General features: G+C 74.2%; 14 protein-coding genes. 11 read left to right on the forward strand and 3 right to left on the reverse strand.

Annotation, left to right across the window (positions count from 1 at the left end):
* Nucleotides 1-49: 49 nt before the first annotated feature.
* From E6R62_RS15200 to nudC, 5 genes are all read left to right on the forward strand, one after another.
* Nucleotides 50-397, forward strand: a complete 348-nt coding sequence (locus E6R62_RS15200; RefSeq protein ID WP_276615585.1) for an MGMT family protein — start codon at nucleotides 50-52, stop codon at nucleotides 395-397.
* Nucleotides 398-646: 249 nt separating this feature from the next.
* The gene (locus E6R62_RS15205) at nucleotides 647-4,480 is read left to right on the forward strand and encodes a UvrD-helicase domain-containing protein (protein ID WP_136213945.1); all 3,834 of its coding nucleotides are present in this window, start codon (nucleotides 647-649) and stop codon (nucleotides 4,478-4,480) included.
* Between the two features lie 102 nt (nucleotides 4,481-4,582).
* Nucleotides 4,583-8,458 carry a UvrD-helicase domain-containing protein gene (locus E6R62_RS15210; protein ID WP_136213946.1) on the forward strand — a complete coding sequence of 1,292 codons (3,876 nt, stop codon included), beginning with the start codon at nucleotides 4,583-4,585 and terminating at the stop codon, nucleotides 8,456-8,458.
* A gap of 10 nt (nucleotides 8,459-8,468) precedes the next feature.
* Nucleotides 8,469-9,875 carry a dipeptidase gene (locus tag E6R62_RS15215; RefSeq protein WP_136213947.1) on the forward strand — a complete coding sequence of 469 codons (1,407 nt, stop codon included), beginning with the start codon at nucleotides 8,469-8,471 and terminating at the stop codon, nucleotides 9,873-9,875.
* A 74-nt stretch (nucleotides 9,876-9,949) separates the two neighbouring features.
* On the forward strand, nucleotides 9,950-10,897 hold the full coding sequence (nudC, locus tag E6R62_RS15220; RefSeq protein WP_168714060.1) for an NAD(+) diphosphatase: 948 nt from the start codon (nucleotides 9,950-9,952) through the stop codon (nucleotides 10,895-10,897).
* 97 nt (nucleotides 10,898-10,994) lie between these two features.
* Here nudC and E6R62_RS15225 read toward each other — a convergent pair whose 3' ends face one another.
* On the reverse strand, nucleotides 10,995-11,255 hold the full coding sequence (locus E6R62_RS15225; protein WP_136213948.1) for a mycoredoxin: 261 nt from the start codon (nucleotides 11,253-11,255) through the stop codon (nucleotides 10,995-10,997).
* A gap of 219 nt (nucleotides 11,256-11,474) precedes the next feature.
* Between E6R62_RS15225 and E6R62_RS15230 the strand changes: the two genes are divergently transcribed.
* The 5 genes from E6R62_RS15230 to E6R62_RS15250 all read left to right on the forward strand — a co-directional run bounded on the left by E6R62_RS15230 (nucleotide 11,475) and on the right by E6R62_RS15250 (nucleotide 15,363).
* Nucleotides 11,475-13,640 carry an ATP-dependent DNA helicase UvrD2 gene (locus E6R62_RS15230; protein WP_168714061.1) on the forward strand — a complete coding sequence of 722 codons (2,166 nt, stop codon included), beginning with the start codon at nucleotides 11,475-11,477 and terminating at the stop codon, nucleotides 13,638-13,640.
* Between the two features lie 189 nt (nucleotides 13,641-13,829).
* Complete coding sequence (locus E6R62_RS15235) at nucleotides 13,830-14,159, forward strand: hypothetical protein (RefSeq protein ID WP_168714063.1); 330 nt, start codon at nucleotides 13,830-13,832, stop codon at nucleotides 14,157-14,159.
* A gap of 184 nt (nucleotides 14,160-14,343) precedes the next feature.
* Nucleotides 14,344-14,715 (forward strand): WhiB family transcriptional regulator, encoded by a 372-nt coding sequence (locus E6R62_RS15240; protein WP_053676354.1) that lies wholly within the window; start codon nucleotides 14,344-14,346, stop codon nucleotides 14,713-14,715.
* Nucleotides 14,712-15,047: a hypothetical protein gene (locus E6R62_RS15245; protein ID WP_136213950.1), complete on the forward strand. Its 336-nt coding sequence runs from the start codon at nucleotides 14,712-14,714 to the stop codon at nucleotides 15,045-15,047. Before E6R62_RS15240 ends, E6R62_RS15245 begins: the two co-directional genes overlap by 4 nt.
* A gap of 100 nt (nucleotides 15,048-15,147) precedes the next feature.
* A complete protein-coding gene (locus E6R62_RS15250) occupies nucleotides 15,148-15,363 on the forward strand; it encodes a hypothetical protein (RefSeq protein ID WP_136213951.1) in 216 nt (71 codons plus the stop codon).
* Between the two features lie 12 nt (nucleotides 15,364-15,375).
* Here the strand turns inward: E6R62_RS15250 and E6R62_RS15255 are convergent, their stop codons facing one another.
* Together E6R62_RS15255 and E6R62_RS15260 are read right to left on the reverse strand one after the other, a co-directional pair.
* Nucleotides 15,376-16,704 (reverse strand): AarF/ABC1/UbiB kinase family protein, encoded by a 1,329-nt coding sequence (locus tag E6R62_RS15255; protein WP_136213952.1) that lies wholly within the window; start codon nucleotides 16,702-16,704, stop codon nucleotides 15,376-15,378.
* 103 nt (nucleotides 16,705-16,807) lie between these two features.
* A complete protein-coding gene (locus E6R62_RS15260) occupies nucleotides 16,808-17,950 on the reverse strand; it encodes a ThiF family adenylyltransferase (RefSeq protein ID WP_136213953.1) in 1,143 nt (380 codons plus the stop codon).
* Between the two features lie 173 nt (nucleotides 17,951-18,123).
* Here E6R62_RS15260 and E6R62_RS15265 point away from each other — a divergent pair, with 173 nt between their 5' ends.
* Entirely contained in the window at nucleotides 18,124-18,768 is a 645-nt protein-coding gene (locus tag E6R62_RS15265; protein ID WP_240801688.1) for a M48 family metallopeptidase, read from the forward strand.

An 18,768-nucleotide genomic window follows, 5' to 3' on the forward strand; every position in this document is an offset into this window, starting at 1 on the left:
AGGCGAACCTTCCACGAGCCTGTCGGTGACGTACGGCACCATGGTCCGGATGAGCGCGGAACTGCCCGAGTACGCGGAACGGGTGCTGGAGGTGGCCGAGCGGATTCCGCCCGGCCGGGTGATGACGTACGGCGATATCGCCGAGTGGCTCGGCGAGGGCGGACCACGCCAAGTCGGGCGCGTGATGGCCCTGTACGGCGGCGCCGTGCCCTGGTGGCGCGTGGTGCGCGCGGACGGCCGACCGCTGCCGGGCAGCGAACACCGGGCGCTGTCGCACTACCGCGCCGAGGGCACGCCGCTGCGCGACACGGCCGGCGGCGAGCCGCGGCTGGCGATGCGGCGGGCGCGCTGGGACGGCCGGGACGGACGTGACGGAGGCGACGAGGCTCACATCTGACAGCTTCGGCCATCCGTGGCCCGGGCGGGAGGTCGAAGCTTCGTACGGGGGACGGGCCGAGGGGGCCGAGGGGCGACGAGCGAACCGACCCGGGGCGTCCCGGACGACTGCGGCGGCCGGTGCGGGTGGCGTAGCGTTGCCCCTTCGGCCGTCCCGCCCGGGCCCCAGCCGACCCGTGCCCGTGACGCACCGCACCGCGCGCCCGACGTACCCGTACCACCCGCAGACCCACCAGGACCGGCACCCCACGTGATCACCTCCCCCTCCGACCGCTCAGAGCGGCGCACGCGTACCTCCGACGCGTACCGCCTGGTGCGCACCGGGCCGGAACGGGTGGCTCCCCCTGTCCTGGACGCAGCGCAACGCGCGGTGGTTGAGCACACCGGCGGGCCTCTGTTGGTGCTGGCCGGGCCGGGCACCGGCAAGACCACCACGCTGATCGAGGCGGCCGCCGCCCGGGTCGAGGCGGGCACCGACCCGGCCCGCGTCCTGATCCTGACCTTCAGCCGCAAGGCGGCCGTCGAACTGCGCGACCGGGCGGCCCTGAGGCTCGGCGGCGCCCGCGCCCCGCAGGCCACCACCTTCCACTCGTTCTGCTACGGCCTGGTCCGCGCGCACCAGGACACAGACCTCTTCGCCGACCCGCTGCGGCTGCTGTCCGGCCCGGAGCAGGACGTGATGGTCCGCACCCTGCTGGAGGGGCAGCGCCGCATCCGCTCCATCCGCTGGCCCGACGACCTGCGGGCCGCGCTGACCACCCGGGGGTTCGCCGACGAGGTCCGCGCGGTGCTGGCCCGCGCGCGCGAGCTGGGGCTCGGCCCCGAGGCCCTGTCCGACTTCGCCCGGCGGATCGGCCGGCCGGACTGGCAGGCGGCCGCCGCGTTCCTCTCGGAGTACCTGGACGTCCTGGACATGCAGGGCACGCTGGACTACGCGGAGCTGCTCCACCGCGCGGTGCTCCTCGCGGAACGCACACCGTCCCTGGCCTCCGCCTACGACGTGATCTACGTGGACGAGTACCAGGACACGGACGCCTCGCAGCTGCGACTGCTGCGCGCGCTGAACGGCCCGGGCGGGACGCTGGTGGCCTTCGGCGACCCGGACCAGTCGATCTACGCGTTCCGGGGCGCCGACATCAACAACATCCTCGACTTCGAGGGCTCCTTCCCCGGGGCGCGGGTACAGGCCCTGACGGTGGGTCGCCGCTCCGGGGCGGCCCTGCTGGCCGCGACCCGGCTGCTCACGTCCCGCATGCCGGTGCCGCGGCTGCCCGCGGCGGCGGTACGGGCGCACCGGGCGCTGCGTCCCGTGCGGGAGGGCGGGCGCGTGGAGGTGTACACCTACCCGACGGCCGGCGCGGAACTCGACAACATCGCCGACATCCTGCGGCGGGCCCACCTGGAGGACGGCGTGCCGTGGCGGGACATGGCCGTCCTGGTCCGCGCGGGCGGCCGCACGCTCCCGGCGATGCGGCGCGCGCTGATCTCCGCCGGGGTCCCGGCGGAGACGGACGGCACGGACACCCCGCTCCGCCACGAACCGGCCGTGGCCCCCCTGCTGACGGCCCTCCGACTGGCGGCCACGGCCGCGGCCTCCGCCTCGGTCGCCTCGGCCCTGCCCGCGTTCCTCCCCGCCGGCGCGGACGGGTCGGGTGTGCCCGGTTCCGCCCGAGCCGGCGCCGTGCCTCCGGCGGGCCCGGCCGAAGCCCCCACCTCGGCTGCCGCAGCCCCGGGCCCGGGGGGTGGCGGGCGTTCGGTGGCCGCTGTCGACGCCGACGTCCTGACCGACGCCGACGGGCCGGTCGGTCCCGGGAGCGTGGCCGAGCAGGCCGGGTCCGGTCCCGGCGACGCGCCTCGCCCCGCCGCTCCGGCGGGTTCCTCCGGCCCGGGGCCTGATGTGGTCCCGTCCGAGAACGCTGCCTCGGCCGGGCCCGGCGAAGGCGCCGGGCCCCTGGGGTCGGCGGGTGCGGCCGATTCCTCCGGGCCGGGCGGGGGCGCCGGCCAGGCCTCCGGTGCCGCCGGCGGCGACGGCGCGGGCGAGGGGGCCACGCCGTCGGCGGACGCCGTCCGACCCGGCGCGGCCGACGCGTCGGCCGACGTGGCGGAGGTCGCCGCCGCCGGGCAGACCGGCTCCGGCGAGCCCGGTGAGGAGGCGGACGAGGAGGTCCTCGCCGGCGTGGCCCCGTCCGTCGGTGACGGCGGGGACGAGGGCTGGGTGGGGGTCGAGGCGGCCGTCGCGTTGCTCGGGTCGCCTCTCGGGGGCATGGACGCCGCCGACCTGCGGCGGCTGGGGCGGGCCTTGCGGGAAGAGGAGCGGGCCGCCGGGGTCACCGTGCCCGCACCCTCCGACGTGCTGCTCGCCCGCGCCCTCGCCGAGCCCGAGCGGCTCGTCGCCCACGACCCCGCCTACGCCCGCGGCGCCCAGCGCCTCGGGCTGCTCCTGCGCAAGGCCCGCGAGCTCCTCGAAGGCGGCGGCACGGCAGAAGAGGCCCTCTGGCTCCTGTGGGACGGCACCCCCTGGCCCCAGCGCCTGGAGCGGAGCGCCCGCCGCGGCGGCCCCGCCGGTCGCAACGCCGACCGCGACCTCGACGCCGTCTGCGCCCTCTTCGACACCGCCGCCCGGGCCGAGGAACGTACCGGCGGCCGCGGCGCCCTCAACCTCCTCGAACAGCTCGAAGCCGAGGACATCGCCGCCGACACCCTCACCCGCAAGGCGCACCGCTGCGACGCCGTCCGGCTGATGACCGCCCACCGCTCCAAGGGGCTCGAATGGGGCCTCGTCGTCGTCGCCGGCGTCCAGGAAGGGCTCTGGCCCGACCTCCGCCGCCGCGGCTCCCTCCTGGAGGCCGACCGCATCGGCCGCGACGGTCTCGCCGACCCGCTCACCCCCGGCGCGCTCCTCGCCGAGGAGCGCCGTCTCTTCTACGTCGCCGCCACCCGCGCCCGCCACCGCCTCGTCGTCACCGCCGTCAAGGCCCCCGCCGAGGACGGAGACCAGCCCTCCCGCTTCCTCACCGAACTCGGCGTACCGGTCAAGGACGTCACCGGCCGCCCCCGCCGCCCCCTCTCCGTCCCGGCGCTCGTCGCCGAACTCCGTGCCACCACCGTCGACCCCGAGGCCTCCGAGGCGATGCGCGACGCCGCCGCCCGCCGGCTGGCCCGCCTCGCCGCGCTCACCGACGACGAGGACCGGCCCCTGGTCCCCGCCGCCCACCCGCAGCGCTGGTGGGGGCTCTACGAACCCACCCGCAGCGCCGTCCCGCTGCGCGACCGCGACCGACCCGTCGCCCTCTCCGGCAGCGCCCTGGACCAGCTCGCCAACACCTGTTCGCTCCAGTGGTTCCTCGGCCGGGAGGTCAAGGCCGACGCCCCCTCCACCGCCGCCCAGGGCTTCGGCAACGTCGTCCACGTCCTGGCCGACGAGGTCGCCTCCGGCCGGACCCCCGCCGACCTCGCCGTCCTGATGGAACGCCTCGACTCCGTCTGGGACGCCCTCGCCTTCGACGCCCCCTGGAAGTCCCGCCAGGAGAAGGACAACGCCCGCGCCGCCCTCGAACGCTTCCTGCGCTGGCACGCCACCGACCGGGGAGGCAGGGCGGCCGTGGCCACGGAGCACGAGTTCGACGTCACCCTCGAAGCGGGCGACTTCGCCGTTCGCGTCCGGGGCTCCATGGACCGGGTCGAATCGGACCCGCAGGGGCGTGCGTACGTCGTCGACTTCAAGACCGGCAAGGCCGCGCCCACCAAGGACGAGGTCGCGCGCCACCCCCAGCTCGCGGTGTACCAGCTCGCGGTCCGCGAAGGCGCCGTCGACGAGGTCTTCGACGGCCGCCGCCCCGAACCGGGCGGCGCCGAACTCGTACAGCTGCGTCAAGGCGCCGCCAAGCGCGACGGCGGCGATCAGGTGCCGAAGGTCCAGGCGCAGCAGCCCCTGGACGGCGACTGGGCCGCCGACCTGCTCGCCACCGCCGCCGGTCGGGTCCTGGACGAGCGCTTCACCCCCAGCACCGGACAGCACTGCGACCACTGCTCCTTCCGCAGCGCGTGCAGCGCCCGCCCGGAGGGCCGCCACACCGTGGAGTGACCCCCCCCGGGCGGGTGGCCGATCGGGACGGCGGGGCGGCGACCGGGAGGGCGGCCGGGGACGCCGGCGGGGAGTGTCGGTGCGGGCGGCTAGCCTTTTCGGGTGTCCGCGCGTCCGGCCGGCCCCCCGGCCCTCACCGATCCCGAGCAGCTCAAGGAGCTCCTCGGGATTCCCTTCACGCCGGAACAACTGGCCTGTGCGACCGCACCGGCGGCCCCCCAGGTCATCGTCGCGGGAGCGGGCTCCGGCAAGACCACCGTCATGGCCGCGCGCGTGGTCTGGCTGGTCGGCACGGGCGCGGTCGCGCCCGAGCAGGTCCTCGGCCTGACCTTCACCAACAAGGCGGCCGGGGAACTCGCCGAGCGCGTCCGCAAGGCCCTTGCGCGCGCCGGCATCAGCGACCCCGATCCCTTCCCCGATCCCTTTCCGGACCCTTCCTCGGCCGGGAGGGCCGGGAGGGCCGGGACGGAGCCGGGCGCGGCCGCCGGAGAGCCGCGCATCTCCACCTACCACGCCTTCGCCGGGCAGCTCCTCAAGGACCACGGCCTGCGCATCGGGCTGGAACCCAGCGCCCGGCTCCTCGCGGACGCCACCCGCTTCCAGCTCGCCGCCCGCGTGCTGCGCGAGGCCCCCGGCCCGTACCCCTCGCTGACGAAGTCCCTCCCCGACCTGGTCAGCGACGTGCTCGCGCTCGACGCCGAACTGTCCGAGCACCTGGTCGCCCCCGAGGAACTGCGGACGTACGACACCCGGCTCCTGGACGAACTCGCCGGCACCAAGCTCACCAACGACGACCTGCGCAAGGTCCCCGAGGCGGTACGCGGCCGGCTCGAACTGCTGGAGCTCACCGAGCGCTACCGCGACGCCAAACGCTCCCGCGACCTGCTCGACTTCAGCGACCAGATAGCCCTGTCCGCGCGGCTCGCCACCACCCGGCCCGAGGTCGGGGCGCTGCTGCGCGAGGAGTTCCGGGTCGTCCTGCTCGACGAGTACCAGGACACCTCCGTCGCGCAGCGGCTGCTGCTCTCCGGCCTGTTCGGCGCCGGCACGGGCCACGCCGTGACCGCCGTCGGCGACCCCTGCCAGGCGATCTACGGCTGGCGCGGTGCCTCCGTCGCCAACCTCGACGACTTCCCCGAGCACTTCCCGAACGCCGACGGCAGCCCCGCCGCCCGCCAGTCGCTCAGCGAGAACCGGCGCAGCGGCGGCAGGCTGTTGGACCTGGCCAACGGCCTCGCCGCGCCCCTGCGTGCCATGCACGAGGGCGTCGAGGCGCTGCGGCCCGCACCGGGGGAGGAGCGGTCCGGCTCGGTCCGCTGTGCCCTGCTGCCCACGCACGCCGAGGAGCTGGAATGGCTCGGCGACTCCGTCGCGCACCTGGTCCGTACGGGGACGGCGCCGGGGGAGATCGCGGTGCTGTGCCGCTCCGCCGGGGACTTCGCGCGGATCCAGGCGGTGCTGGTGGCCCGGGAGGTGCCCGTCGAGGTGGTCGGACTCTCCGGTCTCCTGCACCTGCCCGAGGTCGCGGACCTGGTCGCGGTGTGCGAGGTGCTTCAGGACCCGGGCGCCAACGCCTCACTGGTGCGGCTGCTGACCGGCCCCCGCTGGCGGATCGGCGCGCGTGACCTGGCCCTGCTGGGGCGGCGGGCGCGGCAGCTCGTGAACGGCCGGCCCTCGGGCGGGGCCGACGCCGACCCGGACGCGCGCCTCGCGGCGGCCGTCGAGGGCGTGGACCCGGTGGAGGTCGTCTCGCTGGCCGACGCGCTGGAGACCTTCCTCGACTCCGCCGGGGCCGTCGCCGGGGAGGACCTGCCCTTCTCGGCGGAGGCCCGGGTCCGCTTCGCGCACCTCGCGCAGGAGCTGCGTGACCTGCGGCGTTCGCTCGCCGATCCACTGATGGACGTACTGCACCGGGTGCTCGCGGCGACCGGGCTGGACGTGGAGCTGTCGGCCTCCCCACACGCCCTGGCCGCCCGGCGCCGCGAGACGCTGTCCGGGTTCCTGGACGTCGCGGCCGGATTCGCCTCGCTCGACGGGGAGGCCTCGCTGCTCGCGTTCCTCGCCTTCCTGCGGACGGCGGCGCAGTACGAGAAGGGCCTGGACCATGCCCTGCCGGGCGGGGAGAACACGGTCAAGGTGCTGACGGCCCACAAGTCCAAGGGGCTGGAGTGGGACGTGGTGGTCGTACCCGGCCTGTGCGCGGGGGCCTTCCCGAAGGAGAAGCCGCCGGAGGCCTGGACGTCGTACGCGAAGGTCCTGCCGTACGCCCTGCGCGGCGACGCGGCGACGCTGCCGGGTGACCCCGCCTGGACCTCGGCGGGCCTCAAGTCCTTCAAGGCGGGGCTGAAGGAACACAAGGCGGTGGAGGAACTCCGCCTGGGGTACGTGACGTTCACGCGGCCGCGCTCGCTCCTGCTGGCCTCGGGTCACTGGTGGGGACCGACGCAGAAGAAGCCGCGGGGGCCGTCGGCGTTCCTGGAGGCGCTGTACGCGCACTGCGAGGCGGGACACGGGGAGATCGAGGCCTGGGCGTCCGAGCCGGAGCCGGAGGAGGAGAACCCGGTCCTGACCGAGGCCGCGACCGCGGACCACGCCTGGCCGCTACCGCTGGACCCGGCCTCGCTGGCGCGGCGCCGCCGCGCGGCGGCGCTGGTGGAGTCCCACATCTCGGCGGGCTACCTCTGGCCCCCGCACTGCGAGGAACCGTCCTACGACCCCCCCTCCCGCCCCGACCCCACGCTCCCACCCCCCCGCACCGCCGACGCCGCGCCCGCCACCGTTCCCGACGACGACCTCTGGCCGGAGCCCGAGGCGGCCGCGTGGTCGCCCACCCCGCCGGACGGCCCCGGCCCGTGGGCCGACTCCGCCGTGCCCACCGACGCTCCCGGGCCCGCCCACGACGCGACCGGCGACCGGCGGTCACCATCAGCCCTGCCCGCCGACGCGGTCGGGCCACAGGCGCACGCCACCGCGTCCGGCGACGCACTGCCGGGCGACGCGGTCGGGCCACAGGGGCCCGCCGCCGTGCCGGACGACGAGCTGTGGCCGGAGGCCGAGGCGGCCTCGTGGTCGGTCCGGCCTCCGCAGGCCGGTGGCCCGCACTCCGCCCCGGCCGGGCCGGAGGCCCACCCCGCCGCGTCCGGCGGCGCGCCGGGGCCGGGGGGACGGGTCGTCCCTGCCGCCCGCGTGCCCGGGCCGCAGGCACACGCCGCCGAGCCGGGCGGCGGGCTGTGGTCGGCGGCAGCCGGGTTGAGTGCCGAAGAGGCGCGGGCCGTCGCCTCCTGGGACCGGGACCTCGACGCGCTCGAAGGCGAGCTCCGCCGTACCCGCACGGCGGTCCGCGACGTCGAGCTGCCCGCCTCCCTCTCCGCCAGCCAGCTCCTGCGCCTCGCCGCCGACGAGCAGGGCTTCGCCCGCGAGCTCGCCCGCCCCATGCCCAAGCCGCCCCAACCCGCCGCCCGCCAAGGCACCCGCTTCCACGCGTGGGTCGAGTCCCGCTTCGACGAGCTCCCGCTGCCTCTCCTCGACGTCCTCGACCCCGCCACCGAACTCCCCGGAGCCGCCTCCGACCAGGACATCGCCGACGAGGCCGACCTCGCCTCCCTCAAGGCCGCCTTCGAGCGCAGCGAGTACGCCGACCGCACACCTCACCGGATGGAGGCCCCGGTCCAGCTCACCCTCGCCGGCCGCGTCGTCCGCGGCCGGATCGACGCCGTCTACAAGAACCCGGACGGCTCGTACGAGATCGTCGACTGGAAGACCGGCCGTACGACAGAGGCCGACCCCCTCCAGCTCGCCGTCTACCGTCTGGCCTGGGCCGAGGCCACCGAGACCCCCCTCGACCGGGTCTCCGCCGCGTTCCTCCACGTCCGCAGCGGGCGCGTGATCCGCCCCCGCGACCTGCCCGACCGGGCCCGGCTTGAGCGGATCCTCCAAGGCAAAACGGGCACGGACAGTGGTCCTCGGGCGGACGGTTAGTCTCGTAGGCATGAGCGACACCCAGGCGGACAACGTCGTCCGCGCGTACATCGACACCCACCGCGCCGTCTTCCTCGACGACCTCGCCGAGTGGCTGCGCATCCCGTCCGTCTCGGCCCAGCCCGAGCACGCGGTCGATGTACGGCGCAGCGCCGACTGGCTCGCCGCCAAGCTCAAGGAGACCGGCTTCCCGGTCGCCGAGGTCCTCGAAACGCCCGGTGCCCCCGCCGTCTTCGCCGAGTGGCCGAGCGCCGACCCGGCCGCCCCCACCGTCCTCGTCTACGGGCACCACGACGTACAGCCCGCCGCCCGCGAGGACGGCTGGCACACCGACCCGTTCGAGCCGGTCGTCGCGGACGGCCGGATGTACGCGCGCGGCGCGGCCGACGACAAGGGCCAGGTGTTCTTCCACACCCTCGGGGTGCGCGCGCACCTCGCCGCCACCGGCGCCGACGCCCCCGCCGTGCACCTCAAGCTCCTCATCGAGGGCGAGGAGGAGTCCGGCTCCCCGAACTTCCGCGCCCTCGTCGAGCGCGAGGCCGACCGCCTCGCCGCCGATGTCGTGATCGTCTCGGACACCGGCATGTGGTCCGAGACCACCCCCACCGTCTGCACCGGCATGCGCGGCGTCGCCGACTGCGAGATCGACTTCCACGGCCCGGACCAGGACATCCACTCCGGCGCCTTCGGCGGGGCCGTGCCCAATCCGGCGACGGCCGCCGCCCGTCTCGTCGCGGCGCTGCACGACGCGGACGGCCGGGTCACGATCCCCGGCTTCTACGACGGCGTCGCCGAGCTCGACGACGCCGAACGCCGGCTGATCGCCGAGCTGCCCTTCGACGAGGCCGAGTGGCTCCGTACGGCCAAGTCGCACGCGACCGCCGGCGAGAGGGGCTACTCGACCCTGGAGCGCGTCTGGGCCCGCCCGACCGCCGAGGTCAACGGCATCGGCGGCGGCTACCAGGGCCCCGGCGGCAAGACCATCGTTCCTGCCTCCGCCCATGTGAAGCTGTCGTTCCGCCTCGTGTCCGGACAGGACCCGTACGAGGTCGAGGCCGCCGTACGGGACTGGGTCGCCGCCCGCGTCCCCGAGGGCATCCGGCACTCCATCGTCTTCGGCGCCCCGACCCGGCCGTGCCTGACCCCGCTGGACCACCCGGCCCTGCGGTCCGTCGTGCGGGCCATGGGCCGCGCCTTCGGGCAGCCGATCCGGTTCACGCGCGAGGGCGGCTCCGGCCCCGCCGCGGACCTGCGGGACGTCCTCGACGCCCCGGTCCTCTTCCTCGGCATCTCCGTCCCGTCGGACGGCTGGCACGCGCCCAACGAGAAGGTCGAACTGGACCTGCTCCTCAAGGGCGTCGAGACGGCCGCCTACCTGTGGGGGGACCTCGCCGCCCACTGGAAGCCCGACGCCTGAGGACCGGAGCGCGCACCCGCACGAGGGGCGCACGCACGCCGCCCGCCTAGCCCGCCTGTCCACCACCGGGGGAGTTGGAAGTACCTGTGAGTACCCGTACCGAGCGCCCGCTCTCGCTCGCCGCGCCCAGCGGCATCGACCGCGCCGCGCACCACCGCCTCGACGAGGCCTGGCTCGCCGCCGCCTGGAGCCACCCGACGACCCGAGTCTTCGTCGTCTCCGGCGGCCAGGTGCTGATCGACGACACCCCCGACGGCGGCACGGCCATCGTGATGACCCCCGCCTTCGAGGCCCCGGTCACCCAGACGCACCGCTACTTCCTGGGCACCGACGAGGACGGCGTACGGTACTTCGCGCTGCAGAAGGACTCCCTGCCGGGCCGTATGGACCAGTCGGCGCGCGCCGCCGGGCTGCGGGAGGCGGGCCTGCTGCTGTCGCCGCGCGACGCCGGGTTGATGGTGCACGCGGTGGCACTGGAGAACTGGCAGCGGATGCACCGTTTCTGCTCCCGCTGCGGCGAGCGCACGGTCGTCGCGGCCGCCGGGCACATCCGGCGCTGCCCGGGCTGCGGCGCCGAACACTATCCGCGCACCGACCCGGCCGTGATCATGCTCGTCACCGACGAGCAGGACCGCGCGCTGCTGGGCCGCCAGGTGCACTGGCCCGAGGGCCGCTTCTCGACGCTGGCCGGCTTCGTGGAGCCGGGCGAGTCCATCGAGCAGTCGGTGATCCGCGAGGTGTGGGAGGAGGCGGGCGTCAAGGTCGGCGCGGTCGACTACGTCGCCAGCCAGCCGTGGCCGTTCCCGTACAGCCTGATGCTCGGCTTCACGGCGCGGGCCGTCAGCTCGGAGATCACCGTGGACGGCGAGGAGATCCAGGAGGCCCGCTGGTTCTCGCGGGAGGACCTGCGCGAGGCGATCGAGTCGGGCGAGGTGCTCCCGCCGTCGGGGATCTCCATCGCGGCCCGGTTGGTCGAGCTCTGGTACGGGAAGCCGCTGCCGAGGCCCGCGGCCCGACCGTAGGGTCGGCCGTCGGGTCCGCCCCGCGCGGCGCCGTAACGTTCGTCACACCGGAAGGCCCCCGCCGCGGCGGGGGCCTTCCGGTGTGACGTGCTCCCGGTCAGACGGCGAGGGCCTGCTTGACCTGGGCCAGGCTCGGGTTCGTCATGACGGACTCGTTGCCCGCGGGGGACTTCACGAGCACCGTCGGAACGGTCTGGTTGCCACCGTTCGCCTGCTCCACGAACGCCGCGGACGCCGGGTCGAGCTCGATGTTGATCTCCTCGTACGCGATGCCTTCCCGGTCCAGCTGGGTCTTCAGCCGGCGGCAGTAGCCGCACCAGGTCGTGCTGTACATCGTGACGGAACCCGTGTCCTGCATGCTGCGCTCTCCTTCGTGAGGCTCGGTGGTCCGAGTACTCGAACGTACGCCACGGGCTCCCCATTCCCGGCCGGGAACGGGATCGGAACAGGGTCGGGGGGCAGGAGCGGGAGCCCGCCCCGCGCTCACCGCGTACAAGACCGCGTACAAGTACGACGGATACCGGCGGCCTGTGGACAACATTCCCGCCCGGCACACCGGACCTGGCAGCATGGCGGGGTGACAGCAGCAACGCACTCCTCATCCTTCCCGTCCGGCGCCGACTCGGCCGACGCGGTGCTCCAGGGCCTCGACCCGGAGCAGCGCGAGGTCGCGACGACCCTGCGCGGGCCGGTGTGCGTGCTCGCCGGGGCCGGGACGGGCAAGACCAGAGCCATCACGCACCGCATCGCCTACGGTGTCGCCTCCGGCAGCCTCATGCCCGCCAGCGTGCTGGCCGTCACCTTCACCAACCGCGCCGCCGGCGAGATGCGCGGCCGGCTGCGCAGCCTGGGCGCGGGCGGGGTCCAGGCGCGGACCTTCCACGCCGCCGCGCTGCGCCAGCTCCAGTACTTCTGGCCCCGCGCGATCGGCGGAGAGGTGCCCCGGCTGCTGGAACGCAAGATCCAGTTCGTGGCCGAGGCGGGATCGCGCTGCCGCATCCGCCTCGACCGCAATGAGCTGCGCGACGTCACCGGCGAGATCGAGTGGGCCAAGGTCACCCAGACCGTCCCCGCCGACTACCCGGCGGCCGCTCTCAAGGCGGCCCGCGAGGCGCCGAGGGACATGGCGGAGATCGCCCAGATCTACGGCACGTACGAGCAGCTCAAGCGCGACCGGAACATGATCGACTTCGAGGACGTGCTGCTCCTCACCGTCGGCATCCTCCAAGACCGCCACGACATCGCCGAGCAGATCCGCGCCCAGTACCAGCACTTCGTGGTGGACGAGTACCAGGACGTCAGCCCGCTCCAGCAGCGCCTGCTGGACCTGTGGCTCGGCGAGCGCGACAACCTCTGCGTCGTCGGTGACGCCAGCCAGACCATCTACTCCTTCACCGGCGCCACCCCCGACCACCTGCTGAACTTCCGCACCAAGTACCCGCAAGCCACCCTGGTCAAGCTGATCCGCGACTACCGCTCCACCCCGCAGGTCGTCCACCTCGCCAACGGTCTGCTCGCCCAGGCCAAGGGGCGGGCCGCCGAACACCGGCTGGAGCTGGTCTCGCAGCGCGAACCCGGCCCCGACCCGGTCTACGCCGAGTACCCCGACGAGCCCGCCGAGGCCGAGGGCGTCGCCGCCAAGATCCGCGACCTGATCGCCGCCGGGGTGCCGGCCGGCGAGATCGCCGTCCTCTACCGGATCAACGCCCAGTCCGAGGTCTACGAGCAGGCCCTCGCCGACGCCGGCGTGCCCTACCAGCTGCGCGGCGCCGAGCGGTTCTTCGAGCGCAACGAGGTGCAGAAGGCGATGCTCGCGCTGCGCGGGGCCGCCCGCTCCGGCGGCAACGACCCGCTGCTCGAAGACGTGGTGGAGCTGGGTTCCCAGGTCCGCGCCGTGCTCAGCTCCACCGGTTGGACCAGCGAGCCGCCCGCCGGCTCCGGCGCGGTCCGCGACCAGTGGGAATCGGTGGCGGCCCTCGTCCGCCTCGCCGAGGACTTCGCGCGCGGCCGCCCCGGCGCCACCCTGGCCGACCTCACCGTCGAGCTGGACGAGCGCAAGGCCGCCCAGCACGCGCCGACCGTGCAGGGCGTCACCCTCGCCTCACTCCACGCCGCGAAGGGCCTGGAGTGGGACGCCGTGTTCCTCGTGGGCCTCACCGACGGCATGATGCCGATCACCTACGCCAAGACCGACGACCAGGTCGAGGAGGAACGCCGACTGCTCTACGTCGGCGTCACCCGGGCGCGGCTGCACCTGACACTGTCCTGGGCCCTGTCCCGCGCCCCCGGCGGCCGGGCCTCCCGACGTCCCAGCCGGTTCCTGAACGGCCTGCGGCCCGGCTCGGTGGCCCCGGGCGCCAAGACGGGCGCGGCGGGCGAGCGGGCGGCCCGCAAGCGCGGACGCCGCGGCCCGGTGCTGTGCCGGGTCTGCGGCAAGACCCTCACCGAGGCCGGCGAGCTCAAACTGATGCGCTGCGAGGACTGCCCGTCCGACATGGACGAGGGCCTCTACGAGCGGCTGCGGGAGTGGCGCGCGGCCCAGGCGAAGGAGCAGGGCCTGCCGGCCTACTGCGTCTTCACCGACAAGACCCTGATGGCGATCGCGGAGGCCGGCCCGGCCGAGGAGGGCGAGCTCTCGATGATCTCCGGAGTCGGCGGCCGCAAGCTTGAGCGGTACGGAGCCGACGTCCTGGCCATCTGCGCAGGCCAGGAGCCCGGGGAGGCGGATTCTGACGACGCGTAGAAACTCGTCGGAAAAATAGTTTGCACATGCCCAGCCGATCCCCATAGGTTCTTAGCAACGGAAACGGTGGCTTCTCCGAAGCCCCTGATCCGTGTTGTACTTGGCTGTACTTTTCCGAATACGCATGGGACAGGCCCCCGGGCCGGGTCCCCGAGACGCCGAGAGGAGGCGAGACCAGTGACCAGCTTCATGACCTTCACCAAAATGACCGATCGCTCGGTCGCCGCTTCCTGCACGCTCGGCTCCTCCTCGCTCCTCCCGGTCCTGGGTACCGGTGTGTCCCGGATTTCCGCGGACACCCCTGCCCTGACGGCCGCGCCCTGCGCGCTGCTCGCCAGCGTCCGGAATGAGCGACCGACCAAGGCACCGGTGGCAGTACTGGCAGCAGAAGCCCAGGCGCATGGCGCCTACGCCTCCGCCGCCGCGGCCGGTGCCGGATTCCAGACGAAGCAGACGAAGCAGCAGAACCACCTGATGTGGGCCTTCCGTGGGCTCGAACCCTGGAGTGATCCAGTCTGATCTCAAGATCAGGCCGGCGCCTTCAGGGCCGCGGAACCCCACCCGGGATCCGCGGCCCTTCTGTTTGTCCCCGAACGGGGGCGACAGCGCGAAGGGGCCTCGGGACTGGCAAGAACAGGTACCAGCCGACCCCGGCCGACCCCGGCCGGAACGACTAGTCAACAAAGACGAGGAAGAAAACACCGTGCAACTCGAAGCGCACGCCCCGTCCGTACCGCAGACCCAAACGATCTCCCCGCCCGCAGTCCCGGAGGACTCCACCTTGACTCCCCTCACCGCGCTGACCGCGCTCGACGACGCCATCGAGAACCTCGGCGTACCCGTCCCGTGCCGCACCTTCGACCCCGAGGTCTTCTTCGCCGAGTCCCCGGCCGACGTGGAGTACGCCAAGTCCCTCTGCGGCACCTGCCCGCTGGTCGAGGCCTGCCTCGCCGGCGCGAAGGAGCGCCGCGAGCCCTGGGGCGTGTGGGGCGGCGAGCTCTTCGTCCAGGGTGTGGTCGTCGCCCGGAAGCGGCCCCGTGGCCGTCCGCGCAAGAACCCGGTTGTCGCGGCATGACCGCCATCGGAACCATCGACCGCCCCTTGACGCACGACCCCCTGAAGCAGGCCCTCATGTCCCCCTTTGCCGGCACCACGAGCGAGCAGCCGCACGGCTCCGCCACCGCAGACTTCATCACCGCAGGTGCGATCACCTCGCGTCAGAACAGGACCCGCGAAATGCAACTCATCCCAGAAGCCATGGCTCGTGCCCATATGGACGACCGCATGCGTGAGGCGGACGCCGAGCGTCACGCCCTGCGCCTGGTCTCCGCCCGGCGCATGCAGCGTCGAGCCGAGCGCGTCTCGATGCGCGCCCGGCGCGCGCTGGCCATGGCCGTCATGCACTGACCGTCGAACAGGCATCCCCGGGGGGACCGGTCCACACGGACCGGTCCCCCCGGGGCGTTGCGGACGCGCACCGCGCGCCGTACGGGGATATCGTCGGCAGGTGGACCAGCCGACTCCCCGCCCCACCCCGCCGGGACCCAAGGCCCGACCCCGCCCCGCGACCACCTGCGCGCGCTGCGGCACCCAGGCCCCCGACGGCGCCCCGCCCACCTGGACCTGCTCGGTGGAGAACGGGACCCGTCAGTACTTCTGCGTCGCCTGCGCGCGCGCCAACCTCAGGGCGATCGAGGGCCGCCTCGACTCCTCCTGGTGGTGACGCCCACCCGGCCTAGCCCTCGGGGAGGAACCCGGGGAGCCAGGACTCCAGTTCGTCGCGCAGGCGCACCGTCGCGCCCAGCTGGCACAGGACGCCGATGGTGCTCAGCGTCACCCGGTGGATCAACAGGTACGAGGGCGGCAGGTTGATCTGCCGGCCCAACTGGTGGGCGGGGGAGCGGGGGTCGGCGATCCGCGCCGCCTGGCCGCGAAGCCACGGGCGGGTGAAGGTGAACTCATCCGCCTCGACCGGCTCGATGATCGGCTTGAGGTAGTCCAGCACCGCGTCCGGGTCGAGCTCGATCGACTTCTTCACGAAGCCCTCCGCGCACAGGTGGCCGTACACCCCCTCGGCGTCGCCGTCCAGGGTCATCCGCAGCGACCGGCCGATGGGCTCGGGCCAGCCGCCCGGCAGCCGGTCGACCGTGCCGAAGTCCAACACCCCGAGTTTGGCCGTGCCGTCGGTGGCCCGGATCAGCCGGAAGTTCCCGGGGTGCGGGTCGGCGTGCAGGAGGCCGGTGCGCGCGGGGCCGGAGAAGAGGAACCGGGCCAGCAACTGTCCGGCGCGGTCGCGCTCCTCCTGGGTGCCGTCGGCTATCACCTCCGACAGCGGGGTCCCTTCCATCCACTCGGTCACCAGGACCTGGTCGCCCTGGTGCACGACGGCCGGCACCACCACGTCCGCGTCGCCTTCGAACGCGTCGGCGTGCGTCCGCTGCGCCTCGGCCTCCAGCTCGTAGTCCAGCTCCTCCGCCACGCGGTCACGCAACTCGGTGATCAGCGGCTTGATGTCCATGCCCGGGATCAGGGGCCCCAGCAGCCCGGCGAACCGGCCGAGTTGCCGGAGGTCGGAGAGCAGCGCCTCCCCGGCCCCCGGGTACTGCACCTTGACCGCCACCTGCCGGCCGTCGTGCCAGACCGCACGGTGCACCTGCCCGATGGAGGCCGCCGCGGCCGGCTTGTCCTCGAACTCCTGGAACAGGTCCCGCCAGTTCTCACCCAGCCGCTCGGCCAGCACCTGGTGCACCGTCGAGGAGGGCAGCGGCGGTGCCGCCTCCTGAAGCTTGGTCAACGCCGCCCGATAGGGCCCCGCGACCTCCTCGGGCAGAGCCGATTCGAAGACCGACAGCGCCTGCCCGAACTTCATGGCGCCGCCCTTCAGCTCCCCGAGCGTGCGGAACAACTGCTCGGCGGTGCGCTGTTGGAGCTCGCGGGCGACGATCTCCGCGGACTTGCCGCCGATCAGCTTGCCCAGACCCCATGTGGCCCGGCCCGCCATACCCAGTGGCAGCGCGGCGAGCTTGACGGTGCGGGTGACCGCCTTTCGGGGAAGATCAGACATACGCCCCTCCAGTTCCCAGACAGCTGCGCCGCCGGCGGCGGTTCGGGGGTGTCCCCTCCGGCATTCGGTGCAACGCATCCTGTCATGGCCCTCGGCATCAGAGTCAGCCCGATCCTGCCTCCCCCGCCTCCAGTACCGCTGGACCGCTTCCGCTGCCGCCGTGCCCCACCGCGGCGGCCCCGCACGGGCAGTCGGGATGGGGCCGGACCTCCGATCGCTCCCAGTGCACGTCGGGCAGGGCGGCCTCCCAGCGGGCGGCCGTCGACGCCGGCAGCCGGCCGTCGAGGAACGACAACGCGTGCGCGGCGGCGAGACCGGCCACCGCCGAGGCCAGGCCGAGATCGCAGGCGGCGACGGCTCTGCGGCGGTGCGCCGACCGCCACTGGACCAGCATCCGGGGCCAGGCGGCATCCCGTTCGATGCGCTCCCGCTCCATGCACCCCGCGCAGGCGGCCACCCCGGGCAGCACCAGCGGTCCGACCACCCCCGTGCCCTCCAGCACCCCCGCGTACAGGTGCGGGACACCGGCCGCCACCCACTCGGCGGCCCCGTCCGGATCGGGGGCCCACGCCTGGAGCCCGTCCCGGGGCGCGACCACCACCAGGGCCAGCCCCGGCGCCGGACCGCCGTACTCCCCGGCGCGCGGAGCACGCCCCGGGGCCGCCTCCCGGACCACCGCCGCCGCGGCTTCGGCCCGCAGACGACCCACGCTGCCCGGACCCAGCCCGCCCGGCGCCACATCACCCGGCTGCACCCGCCCCCCGTCGAGCACCTCGACCCGGCCCACCCCGGCCCCCGCCAGGACGGCGGCGACCACCCCGCCCACCCGGCCGCTCCCGCGCACCTGCACCCGTATCGCCCGACGGGCCGCGACCGCCCGCAACTCCCCACCGGGCTCGGGGTGGACCAGGGAGAGCGACGCCAGATCCGGCCCCAGCCGCTCCAGGGTCTCCGGCCGTTTGCGCACGGCCTGCGCCCGGGGCCCTCCCGCGGTGGCGTCATCGAGCAGTCCCGCCCCAGCCAGCCGCCGGACCAGTTCGTCCGCCTGCCCCTCGGGCAGCCCGATCCTCCCGGCCTCCTCGCGCAGCGACTCCATGCCCCGCGTCCCGTCGATCCGGTCGATCAGGGACGCGGTAGCCGTGTCCACCGGATCAAGCGCCACCGCGTGGGCGGGAGTCACCCCGCACTGCACCGTGTGCAGATCCCGCCAGGCCCGCGCCAGCGCCGGCTTCACCCTCGGATACATGACAGTCCCCCGATTCCCGTCCGGTACTTCCTCTTCTTCTGCCGCGGTTCCTCCGCGTCTGGAGCCACATTGCCCGCCCCGCGAAATACCCGTGGGAATTTGTCCACAGGCAAGGGGTATTAGGCATATGAGATGGAGAAAAGGGGTGTTTTCGGATCTCCGGTGAACCGATCATGTTCGAACCCCGGACGGGCGGGGCGCCCGCGCCGACGACCGGGTACCGTCGAGGAGTGTCCGCCGATCCCTCGCAGCGCGCCGTCGAAGTACGCCGGAGCGCGCGCCGCCGCAGGACCGTATCCGCCTACCGCGAAGGGGAGCGGACGGTCGTCCTCATCCCCGCCCGGATGTCCGAGGCGGAGGAAGCGCGCTGGGTGGGCGTGATGCTCGACAAACTCGCCGCCCAGGAGAGCAGGCGCACCCTCGGCGACGCGGAACTCACCGAACGCGCCGAGCGTTTGTCCGAGCAGTACTTCGGCTCCCGCGCCCGCCCCCGATCGGTGCGCTGGGTCACCAACCAGAACACCCGCTGGGGCTCCTGCACCCCGGCCGAAGGCAGCATCCGGCTCTCGCACCGCCTCCGGGGCATGCCGGAGTACGTCGTCGACTACGTCCTCCTGCACGAGTTGGCGCACCTCCTGGTCCCCGGACACGGGCCGCGTTTTTGGCGGTTGCTGGAGGCGTACCCGAAGACCGAACGCGCCCGCGGATATCTGGAGGGGGTCGTCGCGGCCGAACGCCTCCCCGCCCCCTCCGACCCATCCGCCGCCCCCGGGGCCCCCTCCGACCTCCCCGCCGTGCCCGCCGCCCGCGAGGAATGA

It is taken from the genome of Streptomyces sp. A1136, assembly GCF_004795055.1.
Taxonomy (GTDB): Bacteria; Actinomycetota; Actinomycetes; order Streptomycetales; family Streptomycetaceae; genus Streptomyces.

What these genes read in the sequence shown, in the direction of transcription:
- E6R62_RS15200 (WP_276615585.1), top strand. Translation starts at nt 50, where the DNA reads ATGAGCGCGGAACTGCCCGAGTACGCGGAACGGGTGCTGGAGGTGGCC.
- E6R62_RS15215 (WP_136213947.1), top strand. Translation starts at nt 8,469, where the DNA reads ATGAGCGACACCCAGGCGGACAACGTCGTCCGCGCGTACATCGACACC.
- E6R62_RS15225 (WP_136213948.1), bottom strand. Translation starts at nt 11,255, where the DNA reads ATGCAGGACACGGGTTCCGTCACGATGTACAGCACGACCTGGTGCGGC.
- E6R62_RS15235 (WP_168714063.1), top strand. Translation starts at nt 13,830, where the DNA reads ATGACCTTCACCAAAATGACCGATCGCTCGGTCGCCGCTTCCTGCACG.
- E6R62_RS15245 (WP_136213950.1), top strand. Translation starts at nt 14,712, where the DNA reads ATGACCGCCATCGGAACCATCGACCGCCCCTTGACGCACGACCCCCTG.
- E6R62_RS15255 (WP_136213952.1), bottom strand. Translation starts at nt 16,704, where the DNA reads ATGTCTGATCTTCCCCGAAAGGCGGTCACCCGCACCGTCAAGCTCGCC.
- E6R62_RS15260 (WP_136213953.1), bottom strand. Translation starts at nt 17,950, where the DNA reads ATGTATCCGAGGGTGAAGCCGGCGCTGGCGCGGGCCTGGCGGGATCTG.
- E6R62_RS15265 (WP_240801688.1), top strand. Translation starts at nt 18,124, where the DNA reads ATGTTCGAACCCCGGACGGGCGGGGCGCCCGCGCCGACGACCGGGTAC.